Raw genomic sequence first — 26,899 nt, forward strand, 5'->3', positions numbered from 1 at the left:
GTCAACTTGGCACTATCAAATACACAATATAATGAAATAATGCACGAATATGAAATAATCCAGCAGGAAAATCGAGCTGATTTGGAAAAAAGACGCGAATATGTCTATGAACATGTGCCAGGCTACAAAGAACTGGCTGACTCAATTTCAAAAATTTCCGTTGAATTTGAGATAAGCCGTCTTAATGGAAAAAAGACAGATTCTGCTTTTCTTCATGACAAATTGGAAGATATACGCGCAAGACAAAGAATTTTGCTGCATGATGCAGGTCTTTCTGAAAACTATCTTCTTCCAAAATACAATTGTCCTGACTGCAAAGATACCGGATATATTGGGAATAAAAAATGTCACTGTTTCAACCAGCGTGTTGTAAGCATGTTGTATGCACAATCTCACCTTCAGGTACTGACTCGTGAGAACAATTTCAAAAAGCTAACTGAAGCTTATTATACCGGTGAACATTTGGATCATTTCAGGAAAGCAAAGCAAATATCAATTAATTTTATTAAAAACTTCGATTCCACCTACCAAAATCTCCTATTCCATGGTACAGTAGGCACTGGAAAATCTTTCTTGTCCATTTGCATCGCAAAAGAAGTTCTAGACAGAGGCCATTCTGTTGTATATTATAGCAGTTGTGATTTGTTTAGAAAGCTGACTGATTTTTACTATGACTTTAATAAAAAAACAGAGCTTGCCAACCTTTGCGAGAATATATATAATTGCGAATTGTTGATTATTGATGATTTGGGAACTGAGATTTCTAATGCATTTGTTTTAGCTCAGCTATTTACCATTTGCAATGAGCGTGAACTTTTGAAACGCTCAACTATCATTTCAACAAACCTTTCGTTAAAGGAAATTCAAAACCGCTATCACGATAGAATTTTTTCGCGCCTTGCGAAGAACTTCCAGCTGCTCCGTCTTTCGGGGCCAGACATTCGTATGCAGATGGCAAAAAAACAAAACTAAGTTACAAAGTTATTATGTTGCACATGTCCTTTTAACTCGGATATGTTAGAAAGTGAGGAATTTAAGGTGCCAAAGAGAGAAGAAAAAAGAGATCTGGAAACCATTCCGGTTGGAACACTTGGAGTTATCCCGCTTAAGGGTGTAAGACCTCTTGCAGAAAAAGTTGATTACTACTTGGTTAAATGGAGAGCTCAGCGTGAAAATGAGCACAAAGGAAGCCTTGCATTCTCCGGTTATGAGCGTCCATCCTACCTCTTAGACTGCGAACTTCCAAGATTCGGAACAGGTGAAGGAAAAGGTGTCATCAAAACAACTGTTCGTGGTGATGACCTTTATATTATGGTTGATGTTGTGAACTATAGTCTCACATACAAACTTTTTGGCAGAGAAAACCATATGTCTCCTGATGATCACTATCAGGATTTAAAGAGAATCATTGCTGCTGTTGGTGGTAAGGCTCGTCGAATCACAGTAATCATGCCTTTCTTATATGAAAGCCGTCAGCATAAGAGAAATGGTCGTGAATCTCTTGACTGCGCTCTTGCACTTCAGGAACTTGTCAACATGGGTGTTGATAATATTATTACATTTGACGCTCACGATCCTCGTGTACAGAATGCTATTCCGCTCAACGGATTCGAAACTGTACGTACAACTTACCAGTTCGTAAAGGCTCTTCTTAGAAACATCAGTGGACTCAAAATTGATTCCGACCACATGATGATCATAAGCCCTGATGAAGGCGGTATGAGCCGTGCTATCTACACAGCAAGTGTACTTGGTCTCGACGTTGGAATGTTCTACAAGCGTCGTGATTATACTACTGTTGTAAACGGCCGTAACCCAATTATTTCTCACGAGTTCCTTGGATCCTCTGTTGAGGGCAAAACTGTTGTAATCATTGATGATATGATTTCTTCAGGTGAGAGTATGCTTGATGTAGCTAAAGAGCTTAAAGCTCGTAAGGCTGATCGAATCCTAGTTTTCTCAACATTTGGTCTTTTTACAAATGGACTTGATATTTTCGATAAAGCTTATGAAGATGGCATTATTGATAGAATCTTCACTACTAACCTTATCTACCAGGCACCTGAACTATTGTCTCGTGAATGGTATATTAGCTGCGATATGAGCAAATATATTGCATATATCATTGATACTTTGAACCACGATGCATCAATCAGTGATCTTCTCAATCCTGTTGAGCGTATCCACACAATTATCAATAGCTACAAAAACGGAGAACTTGAAGAGTTTGCAACTCTTAAGATTTAAAAAGTTCCTGTTCTTATCATAAAAAAGGTATTCTACTTCATTTATTGAAGCAGAATACCTTTTTTTCATGGTATAAACGTCAGAAAATGATTTCCATTTTTAGTAAACAGTTTCTGAGAATCATTGATTCCATATTTATAAACAATTGCCGAAGACTTGGACGGATCAAGTATTACTGTGTTTTGACTATTATATCCTATCAGGAGCATTGATTTTCCATTTGCCAGTCTTACCATTACCGGTATGTCCTGATTAAGATAATACAGCATACTATTAACGTCGCATCCATCAAGATTCAATATTGTAGCGTTTGGAAGTCCTGTTGATAGAATTTCCTGCGGAGACTTCCCTTCTTTTAAAAGACTATCTACATCTATCCTTATACCTTTAAATTCTAAGATAAGTTTAAGACATACAGCTGTTGAATCTTCTTTTGTAAAATTCTTATTAGCAACTGCATTAGTAATAGCCATTATCTGATTACTGGACAGTCTGTTACCTGAATACCAAATGTAATGGTTGTAGTTATTTATTACAACTCCATTATTTTCAAGCGCAAGCTGAAGAGCCTTTGCAGAATTGTTGGTAACCATTCCAACATCACCTTTATCATATACATAGAACAATGTTCCATCTATTTCATTGGTATCTGCATCAAACACAACTTCTCTGCTGCCTTCATACTGCGTCTGTGACGGTGTAAGAAGTTTTACGTTGTCGGTACTTTCTACTCCTTTCTTAAGAGATATCTTACAGAAATTCTTGGAGTTTTCACTGCTTACAGAAACAATCTGATTTGCACCACTGTCATCCTGCAAAGTACTCATAATCTGGTCTGATGTTGTTCCTACATACATCTTTGTTTGTTTATCATACTTAACTCTGTTTAAAACTATCTGATTTGTTTTAACATCTGCCGAAGTTACAAAACACCCATCAGGCTTATATCTCTTTAATATCGTTCCAGTAGAATCCTGTATCAAAACTTCGCCCATTGCATAAACAGGATTTCCCATCTGATCATTCCTGATATCTTTATTTTTGACAATACCATAAACCAAATCTTTTTTCATGAATCCAAGAAGTATTATTAAATCATCACCGCTTGCAGACACCTTACTAACTGACTGATTATTCAGATTCATAACGCTGATATTTTTCATGCCTTCTTTGCCTGCATCCTGCCATGCTATATTGGCGCCATCATCTGAAAGTTTGTAATCACAGTTAACAATATTATCAACAAGAGAAACATATTCTCTACTAGTTAGATCAACTGAATACATATCACTTCCAAGAATAGTATAGAAATGATTGGAATTTCCTATTGCAGAAAGCTGCTTGGCATAGGCTATTACAATCTTTTCGAACTGTCTGCTCTGCAAAAATGCCATTTCTTCAACAGTGTTTGTAGAAGCATTAAAAGCATATATTGCAATTCCGACTTTTCCCTCGTATTTTCCTCTGTTCATATATCCTGAAACAGTAAAAAATACATTTCCGGTTTCATCGACTTTCAAAATCTGAATTGCATGATTCATAAACCTGCTTCTATTATCAAAGTGATCTTTATCAAAAAAACTAAAGATAAATGCAATCTTTTTATCAATAGTGTTATAAGAGTACAAGCTGTTCTGAGTTGAAAAAGCAAGCATTGAACCGCCGTCACTTTCAGCCATTTCAACATTACTGTCTCTTGTAATCTTAAGATTTATCTTACCTTCAGAAATATCATCCATTTCACCAGAAAAATAATAATTCATTGTTCTATCATAGTCCAAAAGATATATTCTTTCCTTAGTATGACGAATTCTAAAGTATTCATTTACAAGGTATGTACCCTTGGCTTCTCCTTTTAATTCGACATCATATTGAAGTAAATAACTTCCTGTCTGCTTGTGCAAATCAAGAATTGATACTTTGGGCTGAGTATGTTTTTTTACTTCCAAATCTTTCCAACCAATCAGATTCAAACTTGAATTAATATTAACATGTGAAAAAGAAGAATTATCTGCGGTTGACTTTGGTTCAAGATACTTCCTTAATTCTGACAATTTTTCCTCATCAAATGTCTTTGCAGAAAAATCTTTTACAAATGAAAGTCCATCTTCAAAGTTTAACCTATCACCTTCACTACTCCAGACAATTCTGCAATAATATCGAAGAGTATCTTCGCCTCTATCCGCAAGAATTACAAGTGCATATTCTTTATCTTCATCTATCAAATCTTTTATCTTGAAAGTACCTGTAAGAAAATCTTTGCTACTGTTGGAAGTGACATTTGTTATATCACTGTTTTCAACCAGACTGCTTCCATCTACTTCTCTAACCTCGAATCTTAGATTGCTGACTTCCTGCCCGTTTAAATTCATTTTAAAGGTTAGTTCACGATTTTTTCCGGTTGGAAAAATATTTCCTCGCATATAGTTGATATCCATTTCAGTTACATACGCATGTAGTTCATCTATCTCTTTGTCTTTATCCACAAATGATAAAACAGGAAGAGTCGGTTCTTCCATTTTAGCAGTGCGATCAACCTCCTGGTGATTGGAGAAATGACCAATTACTACAAGGCTAACACAAAAAACTATAATCACATAAATAATTTTTAGAACTGTTTTTTTCATAATATGATTTCCTGTGGTATAATTATTTAAATATATCTTTTTTTGTCATACAAATATCGTTTATCTTTTCGATGAATGGAGGCAGAACATGAACATAAACATCATTTACCGAAAAAGAGTCATACCAAACGAGTGTATTAAACTTGATTCAGATATTATTATATATCAAACTGATGATATGGTTTTTACAAAATGGCGTGCATTTCATGAAAAACCTTATCTTTCTTATGGTTATTCCTGCTATTTTTTAAACGAAGGCTATAAACTTAGTAAATTCATCCGTCCAGATGGAACTTTTTCTGTCTGGTACTTTGATATAGTATCCTACAGTAAAGGCCCAGAAGAAGATTCTCTGTTAGTCCAGGATCTTCTCGCTGATGTAGTGGTGAACGCTGATGGCACAGTTCGTGTCGTTGATTTGGATGAACTTGCTCAGGCGCTTGAAGAAGGTCTTATCACCAGTAGCCAAATGTGTACCTGCCTTAAGCAGCTTCATGTTCTTCTTGATAAATTATATCACAATGGCCTTCAAGACATCATTATTCCGCTTGAAAATGCTATATCTCAGATAAACTAATAAATCCTCCGCTATCACGCGAAGGATTTATTAGTTTATCAGTAGAAAATATGTCCGCCAATTTTCGTACCATTTAGTCCTGGTATAGGAGTTCTAAAGTAAACGCATTCTCCTACATTAGTATATCCAGCCATAGCTTCATCTGCAGCTTTGTAGCAGGATGATGTAGCTTTGTCCTGCGCCAGAGCAAGCGCGAGTCTTCCCGTTGCAACAGGTTCAAACTGCCCTCTTTGATAGATTACTCCAACCACTGTATCAGGATAAATACTGGACCTTACTCTGTTTATTACAACAGCGCCGACTGCAACCTGGCCGCTGTAGGGTTCTCCTCCTGCTTCACAATAGATTAGATTCGCAAGAAGATATCTATCTCCCTCCGCAAATGAAACTTGAGAAATATCTCTCCACTTTGACCTTGCAGCAAGTTTTGACATTCTTATTTCTTCTTCAAGCTTTTTTTGGAGAGCTTCGATATTTTCATTCTGTTTTTCTATAGATTCTTTTAGTGCATCAGCTTGAGCCTGAGCACTGTTTATCTGATCAGAATATTGAGATATGGAGGAACTGGTATTGTTGACAAGAGTTGAAACTCTCGACTGCTCAGTTTCCTGTTTTTTCTTCAAGTCTTCTAAACTCTTCATATCAGCATCAAGTTTTCTGGATTTGTCTGTTATACTCTGACAAATCTGCTGATAATTTATCAGCTGCTTCCTATCATATGCAGACAACTGAGCCACATATTCACTATTATTTAGAAAATCCGCAAATGACTTTGATGAAAGCATTAGCTCAATCATCATAAAACTTTGAGATTCATATATAAACTGAACTCTTTTTTTCATAGCAGCATATTGCTTCTTTTGCGTTTCAATAGCTTCTTCCAAATCTTTTTTTGTCTGATCTATTTCTGCTTGTTTGGAATTTATGTTTCCTTCTATCGTAACGAGATTGTCACTTACTGTTTGAAGTTGTGAATTCAGACTAGACAACTCAGACTGTAATCCTGTCTTTGTTTTGTTAAGTTCTTCAATATCGCCCTTTTTCTCTTCAAGCTGTGACTTAGATTTATCTCTGGCATCCTTCGCCTCTTGTAATTTCTTTCTTGTCTCTTTCGTGGCAAAAACAGAAATCACATTACTTTCCATACCAAAAAACTGCACTGAAATAGATAAAGCGGTGATAAGTGCAATGCATGTCCATATCCGCTTTATCTTCCCACTGCCGCCTGTTTTAAAAGGCAATAAATGTGCTCTTTTAGAAAAAAATGCTATTATGGTGCCAAAAATACTCTCTCTTCGTCTCATATTGATATTTTAATATTTCGCCCTGATCGCTGATACTGATAATATCTCACACCTGCTGCATCAAACATCTTTTTGCTGGCTTTAGTTGATGCTGAACTGCTATATTTGTCACTGTCATAAATAACAGTACGAATTCCAGCCTGAATTATGGCCTTAGCGCATTCATTACAAGGGAATAAAGATACATATATTTTAGCACCTTCAAGGCTTCCCCCTCTGAAATTCAGAATTGCATTTAGTTCCGAATGAGTTACAAATGGATATTTAGTGGACAACTCGTCATCTCCATCTCTATCCCATGGAAACTCCTCATCACTACATCCTTTCGGAAAACCATTATATCCCATTGAAAGTATCTTGTTATCTTCACTAACGATACAAGAACCAACCTGCGTATTAGGATCTTTTGATCTCATACCAGAGAGCTTTGCAACTCCCATGAAATACTCGTCCCAGGAAATATAATCTTCTCTTTTCATCAGTTCACCTCTAAAGAGACTATTTTTGTTGCTGCCAAAACCTGCTAATACTACATTGCAAAATAACACACTGATTTTTGCAGGAAATACTCATTTATTTTGTACCAAAAATACGATCTCCGGCATCTCCAAGACCTGGAACGATATATCCATGCTCATTAAGTTTTTCATCAACTGCACCAATGAAAATATCGATATCAGGGTGAGCCTCTTTAAGTGCTTCCACTCCCTCTGGAGCTGCAATGATGCACATGAAATGAATATGACGGCATCCTTTATCCTTGAGCATCTGAATAGCTGCTGCAGAAGAACCACCAGTAGCAAGCATAGGATCTACTACAAAGATATCTCGTTCAGAGATATCGCTTGGCATCTTGCAATAATATTCAACAGGCTTAAGTGTTTCCGGATCACGATATAATCCAATATGACCAACTTTAGCTGTAGGAATCATGCTGAGCATACCATCAACCATACCAAGACCTGCACGAAGAATTGGAACAACGCAAAGCTTACGTCCCTTAAGTTCCTGAACAGTTGTCTTACAAATAGGTGTATTAATCTCAACATCCTGAAGCTCAAGATCTCTTGTTGCCTCATAACAGATAAGCATCGCAATCTCACTGATGAGCTTACGAAACTCATTTGTTCCTGTCTCTTCTCTACGAATGTGTCCTATTTTGTGCTTAATAAGCGGATGATCCATAACTACAACTTTACCCATTTTAAAAAATCTCCTTAAAAACTTTAAAAATAATATTATTTCTCAAATTCCATCATTTCGTTAATACGACGACTGTGTTTCTCAAGCCCAGAAAACTCTGTATCAAGAAATGTATCAACAATCCTGCAAGCTGCCACAGGTCCTACAAAACCGCCGCCAAGAGCCAGCATATTTGCGTCATTGTGTTCTCTGGTAAGTCTTGCACTTGTTTCTTCTGAACAAAGCGCACATCTTATGCCCTTAACCTTATTAGCAACCATAGAAATGCCAATGCCTGTTGTGCAGACAACAATTCCCTTTTCACATTCTCCACTTGCTACAGCTTCTGCTGCTGCCTTACCAAAAACAGGATAATCGCAGGAATTTTTATCATAAGTACCAAAATCCTTGTACTCAATTCCACGCTCTTTTAAATGCTTCATAATCTCAACCTTAAGATCAAATCCGCCGTGATCACTTCCAAGTGCAATCATATTAGTCCTTCTTTCTTTTTTTGTTTTTCAAACCTTTTCGACATGCTGACCAGCAGCTTTAAGAAGACGATTCATTATCGCCTGTCCTATACCGCTTCGATCAAAAGACTCTGAAAACATTACATCAACATTTTCATCATCAAATTCTCTAAGGATTTGAAAAAGATGTTTTGCAACAGCCTCCTCATCATTTCGGGAACCGACATTTTTCACTACATCACCTTTATATAGATCTTTGGTTTCACTAGTAGCTATTATACCGACCCTTTTTCCCTGCTGTTTGCATTTTTTGGCATTATCATTTATATATTTTACCACATTTTCCAGGGAACCTTCCACTATAGTCAAATCTCCCTTTGGAGCATAGTGACGATATTTCATTCCCGGAGCTTTAGGATGAAGCCCTGAGTTTGCGTCAATTATTGTTTTATCAATATCAACATTACCTTTACCCAATACTTCTTCAAGCATTTCAAAAGTAATATATCCCGGTCTTAAAATCATAGGCTTTGAAGATGTCAAATCTATAATAGTGGATTCAAGTCCGATTCCAACAGCTCCACCATCAATTATCATTTCAATCTTCCCATCCAAGTCCTCTATACAATACTGAGCTACTGTAGGTGAGGGTCTTCCTGATGTGTTAGCACTAGGAGCTGCCACAAATCCCCCTGCCTCTTTAATCATTGCAGCTGCAATCTTATTACTGGGCATTCGCACTGCTACCGTATCAAGTCCACCTGTTGTCTCTAATGGAATAAGATCGGATTTATTTAGAATCATTGTCATTGGGCCTGGCCAAAATTTATCAGCCAATTTCAATGCAATATCAGGAACATTACTTGCAACTTTATACAAATCTTCTGTTCTGTAGATATGAACAATAAGAGGATTATCCGATGGTCTTCCCTTTGCTGCATATATTTTTTTGGAAGATTCTTTGTTTCTAGCATCTCCGCCAAGACCATATACTGTCTCTGTCGGGAAAGCTACAAGTCCGCCTTCTTCCAAAATTCTGCCGGCTCTTTTCAGATTTTTTATAGCCTCTTCATCAAGATTGTTTTCATCAATAGTTACAACTTCTGTTTTCATTTATATCACTTCTTTCTTTTATTCCTGATTCGAAGTCTGAATTTTTATTGTAGAAGATACTGTTGTATTACAGTCCAGACATCATCAGGTGATGTATATCCAATCTGCCACTCAGCAATTCCTGCAAGCTGATTATGTGTCATAACGTCAATTTTCTGCTGAATAGACTGCGCATCCTCAAGCCATATCTGAACTTTAGTTCCATCAGCTCTTATTGTTTCTCCGTAATTCTGTCCACATGCCGGATTCCAATCCATCTGAATACCATTTTGAGAAATAAATTCTTTAGCCCATGTAATGCTTCCAGCTTTGCTGGATACTGTTCCATCAGATGTAGTGAACCATATTCTGGTATAAAGCGGTACACCGTTTACAACTTTATTTGCTGGAACATCTTCCAAAGTTTTAAGAATCCCCTTCTCAACGTAATCAATAGACGCTACTGAACCAGCTTCTTTACTTCCGGCATAGTGCTCATCATATCCCATTATAACAACATAGTCGCACACTGTTCCAAGTTCTTTTCTATGGAAAAAGCTGTTTCCAAACGGAACCGGAACATCAACTGAAAGAGTCTTGCCGTTTTGCCTGCACGCAATAGACAACTCTCTTATAAATTCAATATAATTCTCTCCCTTATTGTTAGAGATATCTTCAAGTTCAGAACCTACAAATTCCAAATCCACATTTAGTCCATCAATGTTATGCGCACCTAGCTGTCCCATAATGTTACCTATAAGATTAGCTCTCGTTCCTGCAGTTGCCAAAACTGTATCAGTCTTTCCCTGTCCTGATGTAAAAAACGAATTGTTAAAATTATCCAGTGTAGCCCAAACCTTAATTCCTGCATTATGCGCCGCCTGAATATACGAATCATTTACAAGTGAATTAATATTGCCTGCATTATCACAAAGCTGAAACCATGTTGGAGCAATAACATTTACACCTTTTGTTCTACTCATTACTGTATAGTATGAGTCTGATCCAACATTTCCTGCTATTGAATGCCATGCTAGGTTAACCTTTCCATCCAAGGAATTTCCGATATACTCTGGCTTTACATAATCTGATTTAGCACAAACCGATGCCTTTTGAATAGAAGAAATAAACTTGTTTTCAACATAGCCTATGAATGAATCAGGACTTTTTACCTTACTCCAGTTGTCCAATTCTTCCAACACAACTACTTTATCACCTTTTTTCAAATCTGTGAGAATGCTACTTTTTACTCCGCCTCTTAAACGAAGCTTGGTATCTTTTTTCACACTTGCAACATTCATCTCAGAAAAATCAGTATATACCTGCATGTGATTGGGATTTGTGAATGTTTTATAATAAAAGTTTGTATACTCTTTTACATAATCAAGAGCTACATACAGCTTCTCATTCTCAACTCTGGCAATTTGAAATCCAAAATCTCTTGTTGCTCCGTCACTTGATGTATATGAAGTAGAGCCAATAGGCGCTGTAATAATCTTGTCTGGCAGAGTATATATCAAACTACCATCTGCTTTTCCATAATAGAATCGGTCATTTAATAATGTTTGAACGCTATCAAAGTCAAGATAGTAAACTCCATCAATAATTCGTGCATGATTATCTATCCTGTCATTCTGCAACACAATTGGGACGTCATTTTCATCGGTGATACTAAAATATGTGTTTAAATCTGCCTTTTTTGTAGAATAAGAAAATTTCTTATATATAATCGTCCCTGCGTAGGCAGCACCGAGCATAATAATAAGGACGATCACGAGTATTACTGGAAGTACTTTTTTCTTCATAAATAATTTGCTCCTTTTTGACCGTCCTTTATTATAACAGTTTATTACACAAACGTCATTAATATGATAAATACATTTTTCAGGCGGGACCCTGTTTTTTTATATTTTTTCAAACTTAATATCCATCAAAATTAATTATTTAACCAAAAGGTTCTATAATCGTGATATAAATCCAATTTTTTGTGTAATAATTTGTTTGCCACATTTTTTACATGTAGCAGTTATTCAATTTTTTACTTCGAGATGACGCCAAACTCATTTTTGTAAAACAAGATACCATTTATTAAAAAAATTTGGCAACTTGTTTTCACACTAAAACAATAGTTACAATCATTATGATTGTCCATTACTAAGTCCTTGAAAATTATTGCGATATTGCAAGACTTTTCATATTGATTTTCAATACATGATGCATTGAAAGACACACTAATTTGTTCATTAATTGTTTGTTATTTGTTGGTTTGTTGTTTGTTGTTTCTTATTTTCTTTGAATATGTTCTTCTCTCAGTTCTTCTGAATTGGAAATAACCGACAGACACGTCTGTAAGACAATTGCTATGGCGATTATATTAAACATTCTATGATGCTAATATAACGATAGCTATATTGAATAAATTTTAGAAACAATGCCCCCTTTCCGAGTTCCTACTCGGCGAGCACCTCGAGATGATATTTTATTATACTCTGATTATTTTTGCAAGCGTTTTTTCAAAAAAAGTTTGTTATTTCGCTATATTTTTATTCTTATTACAATGGCTTATCTTTATATTTCCATACCACTATCCGATAAGTATATTGACATCTTGCCGGGTTTCATTTAGTATCAGTAAATCAGAACAGATGCGGGATCGTGTTGCTGATAAATCATGGATGATACGATGCCCGCCCGGTTTTGTAACTTGATTTATACATGGAGGTAGTACGAATGAAAATTGAAAAGGTGAATGATCACCAGATTCGTTGTACGCTTACCAGAGAAGACCTCGCGAAAAGGCAGCTCAAAGTCAGCGAACTTGCTTACGGTACAGATAAGGCTCGCGAGTTATTTCAAGAGATGATGCGTCAAGCGAATGTGCGTTTTGGTTTCAATGGTGATGATGTCCCACTAATGATCGAGGCTATACCTATCAATTCCGACTGTATTGTTTTGGTAATTACAAAATCAGAAGATCCGGAAGAACTTGACACTAGATTTTCTCAATTTGGTCCTTCGGTTCATGATGATGCACAGGCTTACGAAAGAGAAGATGCTGATTTTTCTGACACTGAATCGGAAGATGATGACGAAGAAGTAATGGATTTGTTCCATAAACTGCAAGAAGGTGATTTTGCTGGTTTTCTTGACGGAGCTACTAGCCACGAGAACAGAAGATCAAGAACCAAGAATAGAAACAGAGCTCTTCAGGCAAATGAAAAGATTCATTATTTCCGTTTGAACAATATGCATGAAGCGATTCAGGTATCGCTCCTTGTTCCTAATGATATAAGTGATGAAAGCGCTCTTTTACGTGATCCTCAAAAACATGATTATTTGCTTTTGTTATACCAAAAAAGCGAGCAAAAATCATTTGATAAAGTTTGCAGACTGCTTTCAGAATACGCCCACGAAGATACAAGTGGTCATTTAGGACTAGATTACATTCAGGAGCATTTTATTCCGGTAATAAAGTCTCATGCTCTTCAAAAGTTAAAAAACACAGACAATTAAGTCAATTAAAAGGGGATGTGTATTCACATCCCCTTTTAATTTGATTAATCAAAAAAGCGCCCCATCCCTTTGAAAGAGACGGGGCGCCTGCCGGCTTTTATGTCTTTTTGAAGCACCTAATTTTCTTTGTATCTGGCACCTCTATAATACTATTTACTGATTGGAAGGATCATACAAAGTTTCCAGTCTCTGGAGATACTCAAGATGTTCCTTCGCATTCTTAGCTGACTGAGCGTACATATCATCTGCATTTGTAGGATTGCTCTTACGAAGTGACATGTAACGAACTTCATTATCAAGGAAGTCCTGATAATTCTCAGGCTTTGTATTCTTGAAGTCAACTGTAAGCTTCTTTCCTTCTGCAGCCGGATTGAATCTAAACAGATTCCAATATCCGCAATCTACAGCTCTCTTCTCTTCTGTCATAACCTTGCTCATACCACCTTTGATCTTAAGACCTTGGTTGATACATGGAGCATAGCAGATAACAAGTGAAGGACCATGATAGCTTTCTGCCTCACGAAGAGCCTGAAGTGTCTGATTCATGTTAGCACCCATAGCAACCTGTGCTACATATACATAACCATAACTCATAGCAATTGAAGCAAGATCCTTCTGCTTGATAGCCTTACCGCCTGCAGCGAACTGAGCAACAGCACCGATAGGAGTAGCTTTAGAAGCCTGTCCACCTGTGTTAGAGTAAACCTCAGTGTTAACTACAAGTACATTGATATCTTTTCCTGATGCAAGAACGTGATCAAGACCACCGAAACCAATATCGAATGCCCATCCGTCACCACCGATAATCCACTGAGACTTCTTTGCTGCAAAGTCTTTGTTCTTCTTAATAAACTCAGCTGCTTCTGAACTATTGGAAGCAAGAACTTCAAGGAGCTTATTAGTAGCAATTGTATTAGCTTCGCCTTCTGCAAATGTGTCAAGGTATTCCTTAGCTGCATTCTTTTCAGCATCATTGCCGCTTTCAAGAATTGCTTCTACCTGCTCTTTTACTTCGTCACGAAGTGCATTCTGAGCAAGAACCATACCGAAACCAAACTCAGCATTATCTTCAAAGAGTGAGTTATCCCATGCAGGACCATGACCAATTTCATTTACTGTATAAGGTGTTGATGGTGAGGAGTTACCCCAAATAGAAGTACATCCTGTAGCATTTGCAATGTACATTCTGTCACCAAACAACTGAGTAGCAAGCTTAATGTAAGGAGTCTCACCACAGCCTGCGCATGCGCCTGAGAACTCAAGAAGTGGCTTCTTGAACTGACTTCCCTTGATTGTTGATACTTTAAATTTCTCAACAACATCTTCTTTTGTAGGAAGTGATACAGCATAGTTAAAGCCTTCCTGCTGCCATTCGTTCTTTGCAAGAGCTCCCATAACAAGAGTTCCGCCATCATTATTATTTCCAGGACATACATTTGCACAGCTTCCGCATCCTGTACAGTCAAGAGCAGAAACAGCGATACCAAACTTGTATCCATCCATACCCTTAAGGTCTACAAGTCTCATATCCTTAGGAGCATTTGCAGCTTCATCAGCAGTCATAGCAACTGGACGAATTGCAGCATGAGGACAAACAAGTGAGCAGAATGTACACTGGATACACTTCTCTGGGTTCCACTCTGGAACGTTTACAGCAATACCACGCTTCTCGTATGCTGAAGAACCAGATGGTGTTGAACCATCCATATAAGGAGCAACTTCAGATACCTTGAGGTTATTACCTTCCTGAGCATTAACTTTTGCCTGAATATTATTAACAAAGTCAATAACATCCTTGCGTTCGCCCTTGGCAACTGTGAATGAAAGTCCTTCATCCTTTGCATCTTTCCAGCTTTCAGGAATTTCAACCTTGATAAGGTTCTTATCATCTGCACCTGCATCAATAGCTGCAAAGTTCTTATCAACGACATCCTGACCTTTACGTCCGTATGTCTTCTGAGCTGCATCCTTCATGTACTTGATAGCATCATCCTGTGGAATAATCTCAGCAAGTTTGAAGAAAGCAGACTGAAGAATTGTATTAATTCTTGTTGGTCCCATTCCTACTTCAACACCAATCTTGGAACCATTCATGATATAGAACTTAATCTTGTGATCATACATATACTTCTTAACCTGACCAGGAATCTCCTGCTCAAGCTGTTCTACTGTCCAAGGGCAGTTAAGAAGGAATGTACCTCCATCAACGATTTCCTGAACCATGTTGAACTTGCGAATATATGAAGGATTATGACAAGCTACAAAGTTAGCTGTACGAATAAGATAAGTAGACTTAATAGGCTTCTTACCAAATCTGAGGTGAGACATAGTAACACCACCAGACTTCTTAGAGTCATAATCAAAGTATGCCTGAGCATACATATCAGTGTTATCACCGATAATCTTAATGGAGTTCTTGTTTGCACCAACAGTACCATCAGCACCAAGTCCCCAGAACTTACAGTTGATAGTTCCTTCAGGTGTTGTTACCAAAGGAGCACCAGCATCAAGTGAAAGATTTGTTACATCATCTGTGATACCAATTGTAAATTCAGGCTTTGAATCATTGTGGAATACTGCAACAATCTGATTTGGTGTAGTATCCTTTGAACCAAGACCATAACGTCCACAGAATACAGGAACAGATTCAAACTTAGTACCTTTAAGAGCTGAAATAACATCAAGAGCAAGTGGCTCATGAAGTGATCCAGGTTCCTTAGTACGATCGAGAACTTCGATTTTCTTAACAGATGCAGGAAGTGCATCGATAAGAGCCTTAGCACTAAATGGACGATACAGTCTAACTTTTACAACGCCGACTTTTTCACCCTTGTTTGCAAGGTAATCAATTGTCTCTTCGATTGTATCATTTACAGAACCCATTGCAACGATTACAGTTTCAGCGTCAGCTGCACCATAATAATTGAAGAGCTTATAGTCAGTGCCAAGTTTAGCATTGACTTTATCCATATATTTCTGAACAATTTCAGGAATTGCATCATAAGCTACATTACAAGCTTCTCTTGTCTGGAAGAAGATATCTGGATTCTGTGCTGAACCCATCTGACGAGGATGATTTGGATTAAGAGCATTTGCCTTAAATTCGTCAATTGCCTTATGGTTAACCATCTCATCGAGATCTTTGTAATCCCAAACTTCAATCTTCTGGATTTCGTGTGATGTACGGAATCCATCAAAGAAGTTGATAAAAGGAAGCTTTCCTTCAATTGCTGAACAATATGCAACTGGAGTAAGATCCATTACTTCCTGAACTGAAGACTCACAAAGCATAGCTGCGCCAGTCTGACGACAAGCGTATACATCAGAATGATCACCAAAGATATTAAGTGCATGTGAAGCAACGCATCGAGCAGATACGTTGAATACGCCAGGAAGGCGCTCACCAGCTACCTTATAAATATCTGGAATCATGAGAAGAAGGCCTTGAGATGCAGTATATGTTGAGGTAAGTGCACCTGCAACTAATGAACCGTGTACAGCACCAGCTGCACCAGCTTCAGACTGCATTTCAGTAATTTGAACTGTACGACCGAAAATATTCTTTTTTCCAGCCGTTGCCCATTCATCTACATGCTCAGGCATTACAGATGAAGGTGTAATCGGGTACATCGCTGCCACTTCTGTGTACGCATAGGATGCGTATGCAGCAGCTTCGTTACCGTCCATGGTTTTCATGTTTCTTGCCATTTTTTTCCTCCTACTTAAAAATAGAATTATTACTATCGCTACTTTTATTGAAAAAGCAGCCAATAATCCTTTCGCGCTCGGATTTGCCAATTTAAGCGTGAAAAATTATGCTAAAACATAAAATTATAGCCTGCAATATCATGCTAACACTTCAATAGTTTTATGTCAATTTATCATAAAAAATCTTAATTTAATTTACTTTTTTTATATACAGTTCACAACTATTTATTTCACTATATTTCGAAGCAGATAACCATACTCCTTATAGGTTTTATCAATTATTTATTCTAGTGATTCTTTTTATCAGTAATTGTCACTCAACTATCTTTTCTCCCAATAATAATCTAACATTTAGTGATGCATGACTTTTTGTCACTTATATTCAGAAACTCGCATTTACTGCGAGTTTCGTGAGAACAAAAGTCAAGCGGCAAACTGGTCCAAGGCGAAGCCTTTTCAAATGGCCAGTTTGCGTAGTTTTTTGAACGCAGTGACAAAAATCTATCTATTTATAAACAAAAAATAATAAAGCAAAAATGTCATTTTATAAAATGCGTATTTTATGCGCTTTTTTTCAATTTAAAAAAATGTCATTTTTTTGTAAGCGATAACTAACAAACTTGCATAAATACTGCATTTGCGATATGATTACATCATAAAAATGACAGTATTGACTGTCTAAATACTATTCTTTTTTATTTTAGGAAGGAGATTATAACTATGGCATACGTTATTGGTGATTCTTGCATCAGCTGTGGATCTTGCGCAGGTCAGTGCCCTGTATCCGCTATTTCTCAGGGAGACGCTCACTACGAAATCGACGCTAACACATGTATCGATTGCGGTTCTTGTGCTGCACAGTGTCCTGTATCCGCTATTTCTCAGGGCTAATTTAAGATTTAGTAGTGATTTTATAAAAAATGGACTATTAAACATCAATGTTTAATAGTCCATTTTTTGTTGATATAGATTTCTTTGATATGAATTTCCAAAATTTATTAATGTCTTTCTAAATTCTGGAATTTCGTAAACTGAGGCATCCACAAAAGTTCTACTGTTCCAATCGGACCATTTCGCTGCTTGGCAATAATAATTTCTGAAATTCCCTTTTTCTCACTATCTTTGTTATAATAATCATCACGATATATAAACATAACCATATCTGCATCCTGCTCAATAGCTCCAGATTCACGAAGATCCGAGAGCATCGGCCTATGGTCTGGTCTTTGTTCAACGGCTCGAGAAAGCTGAGAAAGAGCAACTATTGGTACATTAAGCTCTCTTGCCAACGCTTTTAGTGAACGTGAAATATCAGAAATCTCCTGCTGTCTTGACTCTGATGACCTTGTTCCTCCACCTGTCATAAGCTGAAGATAGTCGATGAATACAATTTTCAAATCATGCTCCATCTTATACTTACGACATTTGGATCTAAGATCCTGAACTGATATACCCGGTGTATCGTCGATTATAAGATTGGAACTTCCGATTAAATCTGCACTGTCAATCAGAGCCTCCCAGTCTGTATCAGACATCTGTCCGGTACGAAGGCTTTGTGCCTCTACATGAGATTCCATTGATAAAAGACGGTTAACTAGCTGTTCCTTACTCATTTCCAAAGAAAAAATAGCTACGGTATCAGTATGTCTAAATGCCATATACTCTGCTATATTAAGAGCAAATGCTGTTTTTCCCATAGAAGGTCTTGCCGCAATCAATATAAGATCAGATGGCTGGAATCCTGCAGTATCATAATCAAGATCTGTAAATCCGGTTGCAATACCTGTAACATTTCCTTTGTTTCTAGATGAAGTTGCAATCTTATTGAGTGCATTTACAACAACATCCTTGATTGGGACAAATTCGCCTTCTTCTCGCCTTTGAGTAACTTTAAAAACATCTTTCTCAACATCATCAAGGATAGTCTGCATATCCTTTGTTCCATTAAAACACTCTTTTTCAGTATCTCTGCAAACCTTAATAAGTTTCCTTAAAGTTGATTTCTCTGATACTATCTGTGCATAGTACTTAACATTTGCAGAGGTTGGAACTGCAGCAATTAATCCCCTAATATATTCTATAGAAGAAAATTCCGGTGAAACCTCTTTATCCTTCATTCTTTCCTGAAGGGTAACAACATCCACCGGCTTTCCCTCTTTATTAAGTTCAACCATTGAATCGAACAAAGCGCCAAGAGGCCTATTATAAAAATCCTCTCCTATTACGTACTCTGTTGCTACTTCAATGGCATCTTTGTCCATCAGCATTGCGCCGACGACAGACTGCTCTGCCTCATCATTATGAGGTGGGAGCTGTTTAGTAAGCACTTCGTCAGCCATTTATTTCCTCACCTTTGATTATAGATTTTTGCGCTTTATTTATGTTCTAACTTCAATATATGATATAGGATTCATTTTCCTTTGTCTAGTACCGCATCTATTAACGTCTTATTGCTTTTATATCTTTTTATTATTCACTTTTTATAACTAGTTTATGCGACTTGCGCAACTTAGTACACTTTAATTTATATACTCGCATTAACTAATCATTTAGTAATAAAGATTTTTAGTTATTTAACTCTTCCTTCATCTTCTTTTTATTAGCATACATAAGTGCATCTGAACGTTCAAAAATATCAGCGACAGTATCGCCATTTTCTTTACGCGCAAAACCAACAGCAATAGTCACAATACCTTTTTCTTTATTAATTCTATTAATTTCTCCTATAGATTCAATTATCTCATCAAGATTTGCATAGTCTTTGCCTTGAACAATTATAGCAAACTCATCTCCACCAATTCTGAAAACAGGACTATGAGAAAAAGCATCACAAATAATCTTACAACCTTGCTTTATAAACGCATCACCAACTTTATGACCATAGCTATCATTAATCTGTTTTAATCCATTCAAATCACATACTACCACTGCAAGATCTGTGCATTTTCCAACCTTTAAAAGTTCATTTAAAGAACTTTCCATATCCGCGTAGGCATGTTTGTTTTTTACACCTGTAAGTTCATCTGTAGATGCTTTTGTTCTAGCTGCTGAAAGTCTATTCGCGTATTCTTTTTCCTTCTTAACCTGAGAATCAATATCAATAACACCCATGATAATAAGTTCAATGTCCTCTTCTACTACCACTTTAGCCTTAAGGCATATATATTTAGGCACTTGGTTATTTACTATCCTAAATTCCCGTCTAAAAAATCCGTTTAATTTTATGAATTTAAGAATGTTTTCTTTCGTAAATATTCTTTCAAACTCACAAAAATCATCATCAGAAAGAACTTTTTTGGCTATTACAGTAGAATCGCTAAAAAAATCTTTTCCTTGCTTCTTAATACCAAAGCTTTCATTCTCCTGAAAACTCTTAAATCCAGTATAATGTCCTGTTTTAGAATCAATTGTATATATTGCAAGGTAATTTCCGGATAAAGTCATAATTCTAGAATAAAAAGAGCGTTCTTCCTTTAGTCTCTCAAAGGCTTTTCTTTGTTTTATCTGTTCATCAGCATCACATATTCCTACTATAATCTGATTGTTTATTCCCTTTAGTTTTACAACTTTAACGCTGACAAATCTTGGCTCTCCATCTATGATTTTACGGAGTACAAGAGAAAAATTGTTATTTTTTTCAATTCTTTTGAGAATTGCTTTTTTAGTATATGTCTCACTAAAAATTACTTTGTCATCTTTGTAAATGCTTTTTATTTCCTCGGTCATAAGCATCTCAAAGAAATTCTCACCACTTCTTTCTATTGAAACATCACGATTAAGTCCATCAGGATTATATTCTACATAGCTGTTATTATCTAAATCTACAAAGAAAAGCTTTATGTAATCTTCTGACAGTGCACGGGCTATATAATTATAAGTCATGGAATCGCCAGACCATTTATTTTCCGATACAGATAGAATAACTAATGCAACTGCGGCTTTTTCGGTTACCTTATTAACAACAAGTCTATTAATAAGAACCTGTACAGTTCTCCCATCTTTTGTTCTGTCGTCTATAATTCTTTTCACACCATCTTTTCCGCATTGCCTAACAGAATTCATAGTATAGTATCCAGGCTTATTAGCGTTTCCTGAAAAAAAGTATTGTTGATTTCCTTTTCCTGGAAAATTTCTTTCCAGAACAAGCCTAAAGTTTTTATTTGCACGCATTACACTTATACTATTTTCATCTGTTTCAAGAATAGCAAACGGAAGCGTATCAAAATATCCCTCAAATTCATCTCCTTCAGCTTTGAGAAAAGAAAAGTCATACATATTTACTTTTCCAACCTGAGAATAGTATTCTTTTTCTTCAGGATTCTCAAACCCTATCTGTGTACCGTTTTCATATCTCTTAAAAACAGTTTCCATAGGAACAGGCTTACAATAATAATACCCCTGAAGTTTGATACACCCAATTTCATTTAAAAAATCAACCTGTTCTTTATCTTCAACACCTTCAGCAGCTGTTTCTACTCCAAGTGACATTGCCATTCTAACAAGTTCATTTATGATAATCCTTGCATTATCATCTTTTTTTATCTGATTCACAAGGCGCATATTCAGTTTTAGAAAATCAAAGCGAAATTTCTGAAGAAGTATTGGCGAAACATCACCTGCACCATAATCATCCATACAAACGCCAAAGCCTAGACTTTGAAATTGTCTAAGTTTTTCAATAACATAATCATTATCCTGGGCAATTGTACTTTCTGCCACTTCAATTACAATTTTATTACTATCAATTCCTGATGCCGCAACTCTTTCACGGATTCCATTAACTATATCACAGGAATAAAAATCAACTTTGGAAACATTAATAGATGTTGGAACTACATAAAGTCCTAATTCCAACTGCCTTTTCATTTTATTTAGAATGTGATTAAGAACATAAAAATCAAGCTTGTAGCAGACATTCATCTTCTCCAAGACAGGAAGAAACTCAGCCGGATTCAAGATGCCCAAAATAGGATCATCCCATCTGACAAGAGCTTCCTCGCTACAAACTCTCGAATTAACAGTCCTGACAATAGGCTGATAATAAACATCAAACCATTCATTAGAAAGTGCTCGTTCGAAATTTTCAATTAAATAATTTTCTTTCTCTATTAGATTATCACTAGAAACCATTCGACATTCCCCTTTTAGAAATGCGAGTTGCCCCGCATTTCTGTATCCTGTGAACAGTAACAATGTAACAACTAAATGATGATTTGTTATTTTTAAGATTCTTTTACTGATACTCTAAGTGTTGCAGTAACCTGCGGGTGAAGTTTTACTGCTACTTCATATGTTCCAGCAGCCTTAATTGCGTCTGTTATTACAAGCTTTTTCTTGTCAATTTCAAAATTAAACTGATTCTTTGCAGCCTGTGCTATTTCCTTGGAAGAAACGCTTCCGAAAGTCTTTCCGCCTGCACCTGCCTTTATTCCTACAGTAACGATTACTTCTTCTATTTTCTTTGCAAATTCTTTAGCATCAGCAAGTTTCTGAGCAGAAACCTTCTCTTCATACTTCTTCTCAGCCTTAAGACGGGCAAGATTAGCTGTTGTAGCTTCTACTCCAAGATTTTCACGAAAAAGTTTGTTGTTAGCATATCCATCACTTACCTTTACTATTTCGCCTTTTTTTCCAAGAGCCTTAACATCTTCTAACAAAATTACTTTCATTTTATTTCAATTCTCCTTCCTCAATCATTGCATCCAAGGTTTTCTTGATAACACCTATAGATTCAGTGACCGTAATGCCCTCCATCTGGCATCCTGCCATGCTCATATGGCCGCCTCCTCCAAGACGTTCCATAATAACCTGAACATTGACTTCATCTATTGATCTGGCACTTACATATACCATGTTCTGGTACTCAGTACATACAAAGCTGGCACGAACACCTTTGATATTCAGAAGTTCATTTGCCGCCTGTGCACCAATAATGGTAGGACTTACAACCTCCTCACCATTACATATTGAGATAGCATAAGCGCCTCGATAAATCTCTGCCTGACTTACTGCATCTGCTTTAGTTTTATATTCATTCGCATCTTCTCTGAAAAGCTTACGAACTCTTGTCACATCCGCACCATTTCTACGTAAAAAAGCTGCTGCCTCAAATGTTCTAACCCCTGTTTTCTGCATGAAATTGTTAGTATCAACCATAATGCCCGAGTACATACTGTCTGCTTCCTCAGTATGTATTTTCACATTCTCTCCAATATACTGCAATATCTCAGAAACCATCTCACAAGTTGACGAAGCATATGGCTCAACATATGAAAGAGTGGCATTCTCAATAGTCTCTGTTCCCTGTCTGTGATGATCCAATACAACAATATTCTTGCAGAACCTTAATAGTTCTGGACATTCTGTAATAGAAGGTTTGTTAACATCACATACTACCAGTACAACATTTCCTCCAGCCATATCTATAGCTGCCTGTGAACCCACAATCATATCCTGCTCGTATTCCGGATTATTGCGGAACAAATCCACTAATGGCTGCATGGACGTTGTCACATCATTTAATACAATATGACACTTTCTCTCTAGTGTTTTAGCTATTCTATAAATACCAACAGAAGCTCCGAAACTGTCAACATCACCAACCCTGTGTCCCATTACAATAACAGTATCATTTGCTGTAATAATTTCTCTAAGAGCGTGAGCCTTAACTCTAGCCTTAACTCTTGTATTCTTCTCAACCTGCTGACTCTTTCCGCCATAATAAACTGTACTGTCCATAGTCTTGACAACAGCCTGATCTCCGCCTCGTCCAAGCGCAAGATCAATAGCGTTTCTGGCAAATTCATAATTCTGAGAATAGGACAGGCCATCCAAACCTATACCAATACTCAAAGTCACAGACATCTCATTACCAATATTCACAGTCTTAACATCTTCAAGGATATCAAAACGATTTTCCTGAAGCTGAAGACAACTTTTTTTAGGCATTACTACAAAATATTTATCTTTTTCAAGCTTACGTACTATACCGTTACAAGAAGCTATATATTTGTTTATCTTTCTATCGATAAGCGCTACAAGAAGAGAACGTCTAACCTCTTCAACACTTTCCAAAGCCTCTTCATAGTTATCAATGTAGAAAAGACCAGCTGTCATCGACTGATCATCAACTTCCTGAACAGCTAGTCTTAACGCTGTTTCATCAAAAAGATAAATAGCAATAAGATATCCATCATAACCACTGGCTTCTATAATATCGCTGTTAGAAGCCATCTCATTTAGTGAAATTCGTCGCATTCTAAGTGAATAACTGTTTTCTTCATAGCTTAAATCAAGTTGAACTTCCTCATCATCACTTACTGGAAATTTATCAGAAGTAAGAGTAGGAAAAAGAGTTGTAATCGTCTTGTGATATCCTTTTTCCTGATGCACTATTTTCTCAAATCCCGCATTTGTCCAGATTATTTTTCCTGTATCATCTAATAGACAACTTGGCAGCCCAAGCTCTCGTAGAAGTTTTTTCTGAATCTGTCCATATTGCGTAGCAAAGCTTATCAGTTCATTCATGATAAGAGGCTTCATCCTAAAATAAAACAGTAACACAATAACAGTATAGGTTGCTGTAAAACAGGATAATACTCCTCCAGCATTTATACCACCTATCATATAAACTAATAATGTAATAAAAATCAATGCAATATCTAAATAAAGAAAAACAGATAAAAAGGTTTTTATAAAGCCTTTCAATCGAATTCTACTCTTTTTCATACATCCCTCACTTGATTTATCAAATTTTAATTTGAAAAACATGAAAAAGCATCTTCTTTCAACAAAACAAAATACTTCAAATAACATTATAACATGATTAATAAAAAAAAACATGACAGTATCAAACTTGATAATGCCATGTTTTTGACGTTACATTACTTGATAAGCTTGTAAGTATAAACAAGCTTATCAAGTAACATTTATTATTTTTTTAAACGAAGCATGAGAACTGAACATGCAGGAATCGTACACATAAGTCCGTTATCTTCTCGATAATCCTTAAAGCTTTCTTCTTTAACCACTTCAGGGTCATCAAAAGTATTGTGGTCAGCCATTCTTCCTTTTAGAACAATAGCCTCAGATACTTTGAATTTATCTGCATCTTTAACAAGTGCAATCTCAACATCCTCAGCTGCCTCTAATGAATTATTAGTAAGTGTAATTGTAATCTCACCATTCTCATTCTCAGAAACAGATTCAATAATCTTAGGAAGCTCATTTTGACCTGCACCAACATTGGAATTATTGCAAAGTGTACTGTCAAGAAGTGTTGCTCCCTGATGATGTCTGAACATCTTAAATACATAATATGTAGGTGTCTTAATCATCTTCTCACCATCTGTAAGAATAACTGACTGAAGAACATTTACAAGCTGAGCTATACATGCCATCTTGACTCTGTCAGAATGCTTGTTGAAGATATTAAGGTTCATACCTGCAACAAGTGCATCACGCATCGTATTTTGCTGGTACAAAAATCCTGGATTTGTACCAGGCTCAACATCAGTCCAGATTCCCCATTCATCGACCATAAGACCAATTTTCTTGTCAGGATCATACTGATCCATGATAGCTCCATGTTTTCTAATAAGCTCATCCATGAACAAACTTCTCTTTAATGTCTGATAGAAGATGTCCTCTGTAAATTCAGTCGCAGATCCCTTGAAATTCCAGTCATCAACTGTTTCAGGAAGTGTATAGTAATGAAGTGAAAATCCATCCATAAATCCATGGAAATGTGCCGGAGTATGATCAAAACATGTCTCCAAAACATTCTTAGTCCAATTATAATCATCAGAGTTAGGACCACAGCAGATTTTTTGAATTGGCTTTGATGCATCATAATTTCTAACATATGTCTGATATCTTCTATATTCATCAGCATAGAAAGTTGGTCTCATGTTACCGCCACATCCCCAGTTCTCGTTACCAACGCCAAGGTAATCAACTTTCCAGGGCTCTTCATGTCCGTTTTCTTTTCTTAAATCGGCCATTGGGGATACACCGTTAAAAGTCATGTACTCAACCCATTCGCTCATTTCTCTAACTGTTCCAGATCCAAGGTTAGCATTTACATAAGTTTTGCAGCCAAGCTGCTTTGTCAGTTCGAAGAATTCGTGTGTACCAAAGCTGTTATCCTCAACTACTCCGCCCCAGTGAGTATTAATCATCTTTTTGCGCTTATTTTTTGGTCCGATTCCATCCATCCAGTGATATTCATCTGCAAAACATCCGCCTGGCCAGCGAAGAACTGGAATCTTCATCTCCTTCAAAGCTTCCACAACATCGCTTCTCATGCCATTTACGTTAGGAATATCGGAATTCTCTCCAACATAAAGGCCTTCATAAATACATCTTCCTAGATGCTCTGAAAAATGTCCATAAATTTCAGGAGCAATTTTGGATTTTTTGTTCTCATTGTTAATAATAAGCTTAGCCAATGTAGTGTCCTCCCTATTACCATTTTTTCTTTGGACAACGAGTTCCGATACCAAGTGCTCTTAACTCTACATAACACCCACAAGCCTGACAAGTACCTCCAACAAGTCTGTCACATTCAGTACAAATCTTCAATCTGGACTCATAGACAGTCTCTGAAACTCTTGTATCCGGTTTAATAGCTTCCTTGTATCTGGCAATCATTTCCTTTTCTTCGCCCTCCATGTCCCTCAGAAGGCAATGTCTGCAAACTCTTGTATCCATACACATTCTCTTTATATACTTTAGTATATTATAAAATATTTTACTTTATTATCATAGCATAGGTTATATCTAAATACAATAAACAATAATAATACTGTCTTATGCTTTTTAATGCATATAACTATCCTCACCTAAGTTAAGAAACAGCATTGTTAAGTGAAGCCTCACACGACTAAAGTCGCGTGCTTCCTATTGCCACAATCTACGTTGTGGTTGCCTTTTAGGGCATCGGACTGCGTTTCTGTCCATACGGCTAAAACTCAGTACTTAGACAACTAATATATTGTCTAAGACCGCATTTAAGCTAATAAGGTCAGCCAACGTGCAGGTGCTTCTCTTAGAGCACTGAGGGACTTTAGCCTCAATGTCCAACCTGTCCGTCACCGAACAGGATTTAAAAATTTCTCGTATATAATAGCGGGCTGCTATATTATACGAAGCGTTAAGATCACAGTTGTATGTTTT

At 36.7% G+C, this 26,899-nt stretch carries 19 protein-coding genes; 5 read left to right on the top strand and 14 right to left on the bottom strand.

Annotated features, from left to right (window positions below; genetic code table 11):
• Window positions 1-6: 6 nt before the first annotated feature.
• Window positions 7-972 (top strand): ATP-binding protein, encoded by a 966-nt coding sequence (locus G634_RS0107000; RefSeq protein ID WP_026504693.1) that lies wholly within the window; start codon window positions 7-9, stop codon window positions 970-972.
• 66 nt (window positions 973-1,038) lie between these two features.
• Window positions 1,039-2,247: a ribose-phosphate pyrophosphokinase gene (locus tag G634_RS0107005; RefSeq protein WP_026504694.1), complete on the top strand. Its 1,209-nt coding sequence runs from the start codon at window positions 1,039-1,041 to the stop codon at window positions 2,245-2,247.
• 65 nt (window positions 2,248-2,312) lie between these two features.
• Here G634_RS0107005 and G634_RS0107010 read toward each other — a convergent pair whose 3' ends face one another.
• Complete coding sequence (locus G634_RS0107010) at window positions 2,313-4,874, bottom strand: hypothetical protein (protein WP_026504695.1); 2,562 nt, start codon at window positions 4,872-4,874, stop codon at window positions 2,313-2,315.
• Window positions 4,875-4,962: 88 nt separating this feature from the next.
• Between G634_RS0107010 and G634_RS0107015 the strand changes: the two genes are divergently transcribed.
• A complete protein-coding gene (locus tag G634_RS0107015) occupies window positions 4,963-5,451 on the top strand; it encodes a DUF402 domain-containing protein (protein WP_026504696.1) in 489 nt (162 codons plus the stop codon).
• A 38-nt stretch (window positions 5,452-5,489) separates the two neighbouring features.
• On the opposite strand, the gene G634_RS0107020 is transcribed toward G634_RS0107015, so the two are convergent.
• From G634_RS0107020 to G634_RS0107045, 6 genes are all read right to left on the bottom strand, one after another.
• On the bottom strand, window positions 5,490-6,596 hold the full coding sequence (locus G634_RS0107020) for a cell wall hydrolase (RefSeq protein WP_196805298.1): 1,107 nt from the start codon (window positions 6,594-6,596) through the stop codon (window positions 5,490-5,492).
• Between the two features lie 155 nt (window positions 6,597-6,751).
• The gene (locus tag G634_RS0107025; protein ID WP_026504698.1) at window positions 6,752-7,234 is read right to left on the bottom strand and encodes a deoxycytidylate deaminase; all 483 of its coding nucleotides are present in this window, start codon (window positions 7,232-7,234) and stop codon (window positions 6,752-6,754) included.
• 94 nt (window positions 7,235-7,328) lie between these two features.
• A complete protein-coding gene (gene upp / locus G634_RS0107030; protein ID WP_026504699.1) occupies window positions 7,329-7,958 on the bottom strand; it encodes a uracil phosphoribosyltransferase in 630 nt (209 codons plus the stop codon).
• Between the two features lie 35 nt (window positions 7,959-7,993).
• Window positions 7,994-8,431: a ribose 5-phosphate isomerase B gene (rpiB, locus tag G634_RS0107035; RefSeq protein WP_026504700.1), complete on the bottom strand. Its 438-nt coding sequence runs from the start codon at window positions 8,429-8,431 to the stop codon at window positions 7,994-7,996.
• Between the two features lie 27 nt (window positions 8,432-8,458).
• Window positions 8,459-9,523, bottom strand: a complete 1,065-nt coding sequence (locus G634_RS0107040) for an L-threonylcarbamoyladenylate synthase (protein ID WP_026504701.1) — start codon at window positions 9,521-9,523, stop codon at window positions 8,459-8,461.
• Window positions 9,524-9,567: 44 nt separating this feature from the next.
• Complete coding sequence (locus G634_RS0107045) at window positions 9,568-11,307, bottom strand: glycosyl hydrolase family 18 protein (protein WP_026504702.1); 1,740 nt, start codon at window positions 11,305-11,307, stop codon at window positions 9,568-9,570.
• 925 nt (window positions 11,308-12,232) lie between these two features.
• Here G634_RS0107045 and G634_RS0107050 point away from each other — a divergent pair.
• Window positions 12,233-13,015: an adaptor protein MecA gene (locus G634_RS0107050; RefSeq protein ID WP_026504703.1), complete on the top strand. Its 783-nt coding sequence runs from the start codon at window positions 12,233-12,235 to the stop codon at window positions 13,013-13,015.
• Between the two features lie 153 nt (window positions 13,016-13,168).
• On the opposite strand, the gene nifJ is transcribed toward G634_RS0107050, so the two are convergent.
• A complete protein-coding gene (nifJ, locus tag G634_RS0107055) occupies window positions 13,169-16,723 on the bottom strand; it encodes a pyruvate:ferredoxin (flavodoxin) oxidoreductase (RefSeq protein ID WP_026504704.1) in 3,555 nt (1,184 codons plus the stop codon).
• 720 nt (window positions 16,724-17,443) lie between these two features.
• Between nifJ and G634_RS0107060 the strand changes: the two genes are divergently transcribed.
• Window positions 17,444-17,614, top strand: a complete 171-nt coding sequence (locus G634_RS0107060; protein WP_026504705.1) for a DUF362 domain-containing protein — start codon at window positions 17,444-17,446, stop codon at window positions 17,612-17,614.
• Between the two features lie 107 nt (window positions 17,615-17,721).
• Here the strand turns inward: G634_RS0107060 and dnaB are convergent, their stop codons facing one another.
• The 6 genes from dnaB to G634_RS0107090 all read right to left on the bottom strand — a co-directional run bounded on the left by dnaB (window position 17,722) and on the right by G634_RS0107090 (window position 26,434).
• Window positions 17,722-19,062: a replicative DNA helicase gene (gene dnaB, locus G634_RS0107065; protein ID WP_026504706.1), complete on the bottom strand. Its 1,341-nt coding sequence runs from the start codon at window positions 19,060-19,062 to the stop codon at window positions 17,722-17,724.
• 226 nt (window positions 19,063-19,288) lie between these two features.
• Window positions 19,289-21,853 carry a bifunctional diguanylate cyclase/phosphodiesterase gene (locus G634_RS0107070; protein WP_026504707.1) on the bottom strand — a complete coding sequence of 855 codons (2,565 nt, stop codon included), beginning with the start codon at window positions 21,851-21,853 and terminating at the stop codon, window positions 19,289-19,291.
• A gap of 92 nt (window positions 21,854-21,945) precedes the next feature.
• Window positions 21,946-22,392, bottom strand: coding sequence for a 50S ribosomal protein L9 (rplI, locus tag G634_RS0107075; RefSeq protein ID WP_026504708.1), 447 nt, complete (start codon window positions 22,390-22,392; stop codon window positions 21,946-21,948).
• Between the two features lies 1 nt (window position 22,393).
• A complete protein-coding gene (locus tag G634_RS0107080) occupies window positions 22,394-24,451 on the bottom strand; it encodes a DHH family phosphoesterase (protein WP_026504709.1) in 2,058 nt (685 codons plus the stop codon).
• Window positions 24,452-24,654: 203 nt separating this feature from the next.
• Window positions 24,655-26,172, bottom strand: coding sequence for an alpha-N-arabinofuranosidase (locus tag G634_RS0107085; protein ID WP_026504710.1), 1,518 nt, complete (start codon window positions 26,170-26,172; stop codon window positions 24,655-24,657).
• 16 nt (window positions 26,173-26,188) lie between these two features.
• A complete protein-coding gene (locus tag G634_RS0107090; RefSeq protein WP_026504711.1) occupies window positions 26,189-26,434 on the bottom strand; it encodes a DUF6171 family protein in 246 nt (81 codons plus the stop codon).
• Window positions 26,435-26,899 lie beyond the last annotated feature (465 nt).

Origin of the sequence: Butyrivibrio sp. NC3005, assembly GCF_000424545.1 — a bacterium.
Taxonomy (GTDB): domain Bacteria; phylum Bacillota; class Clostridia; order Lachnospirales; family Lachnospiraceae; genus Butyrivibrio.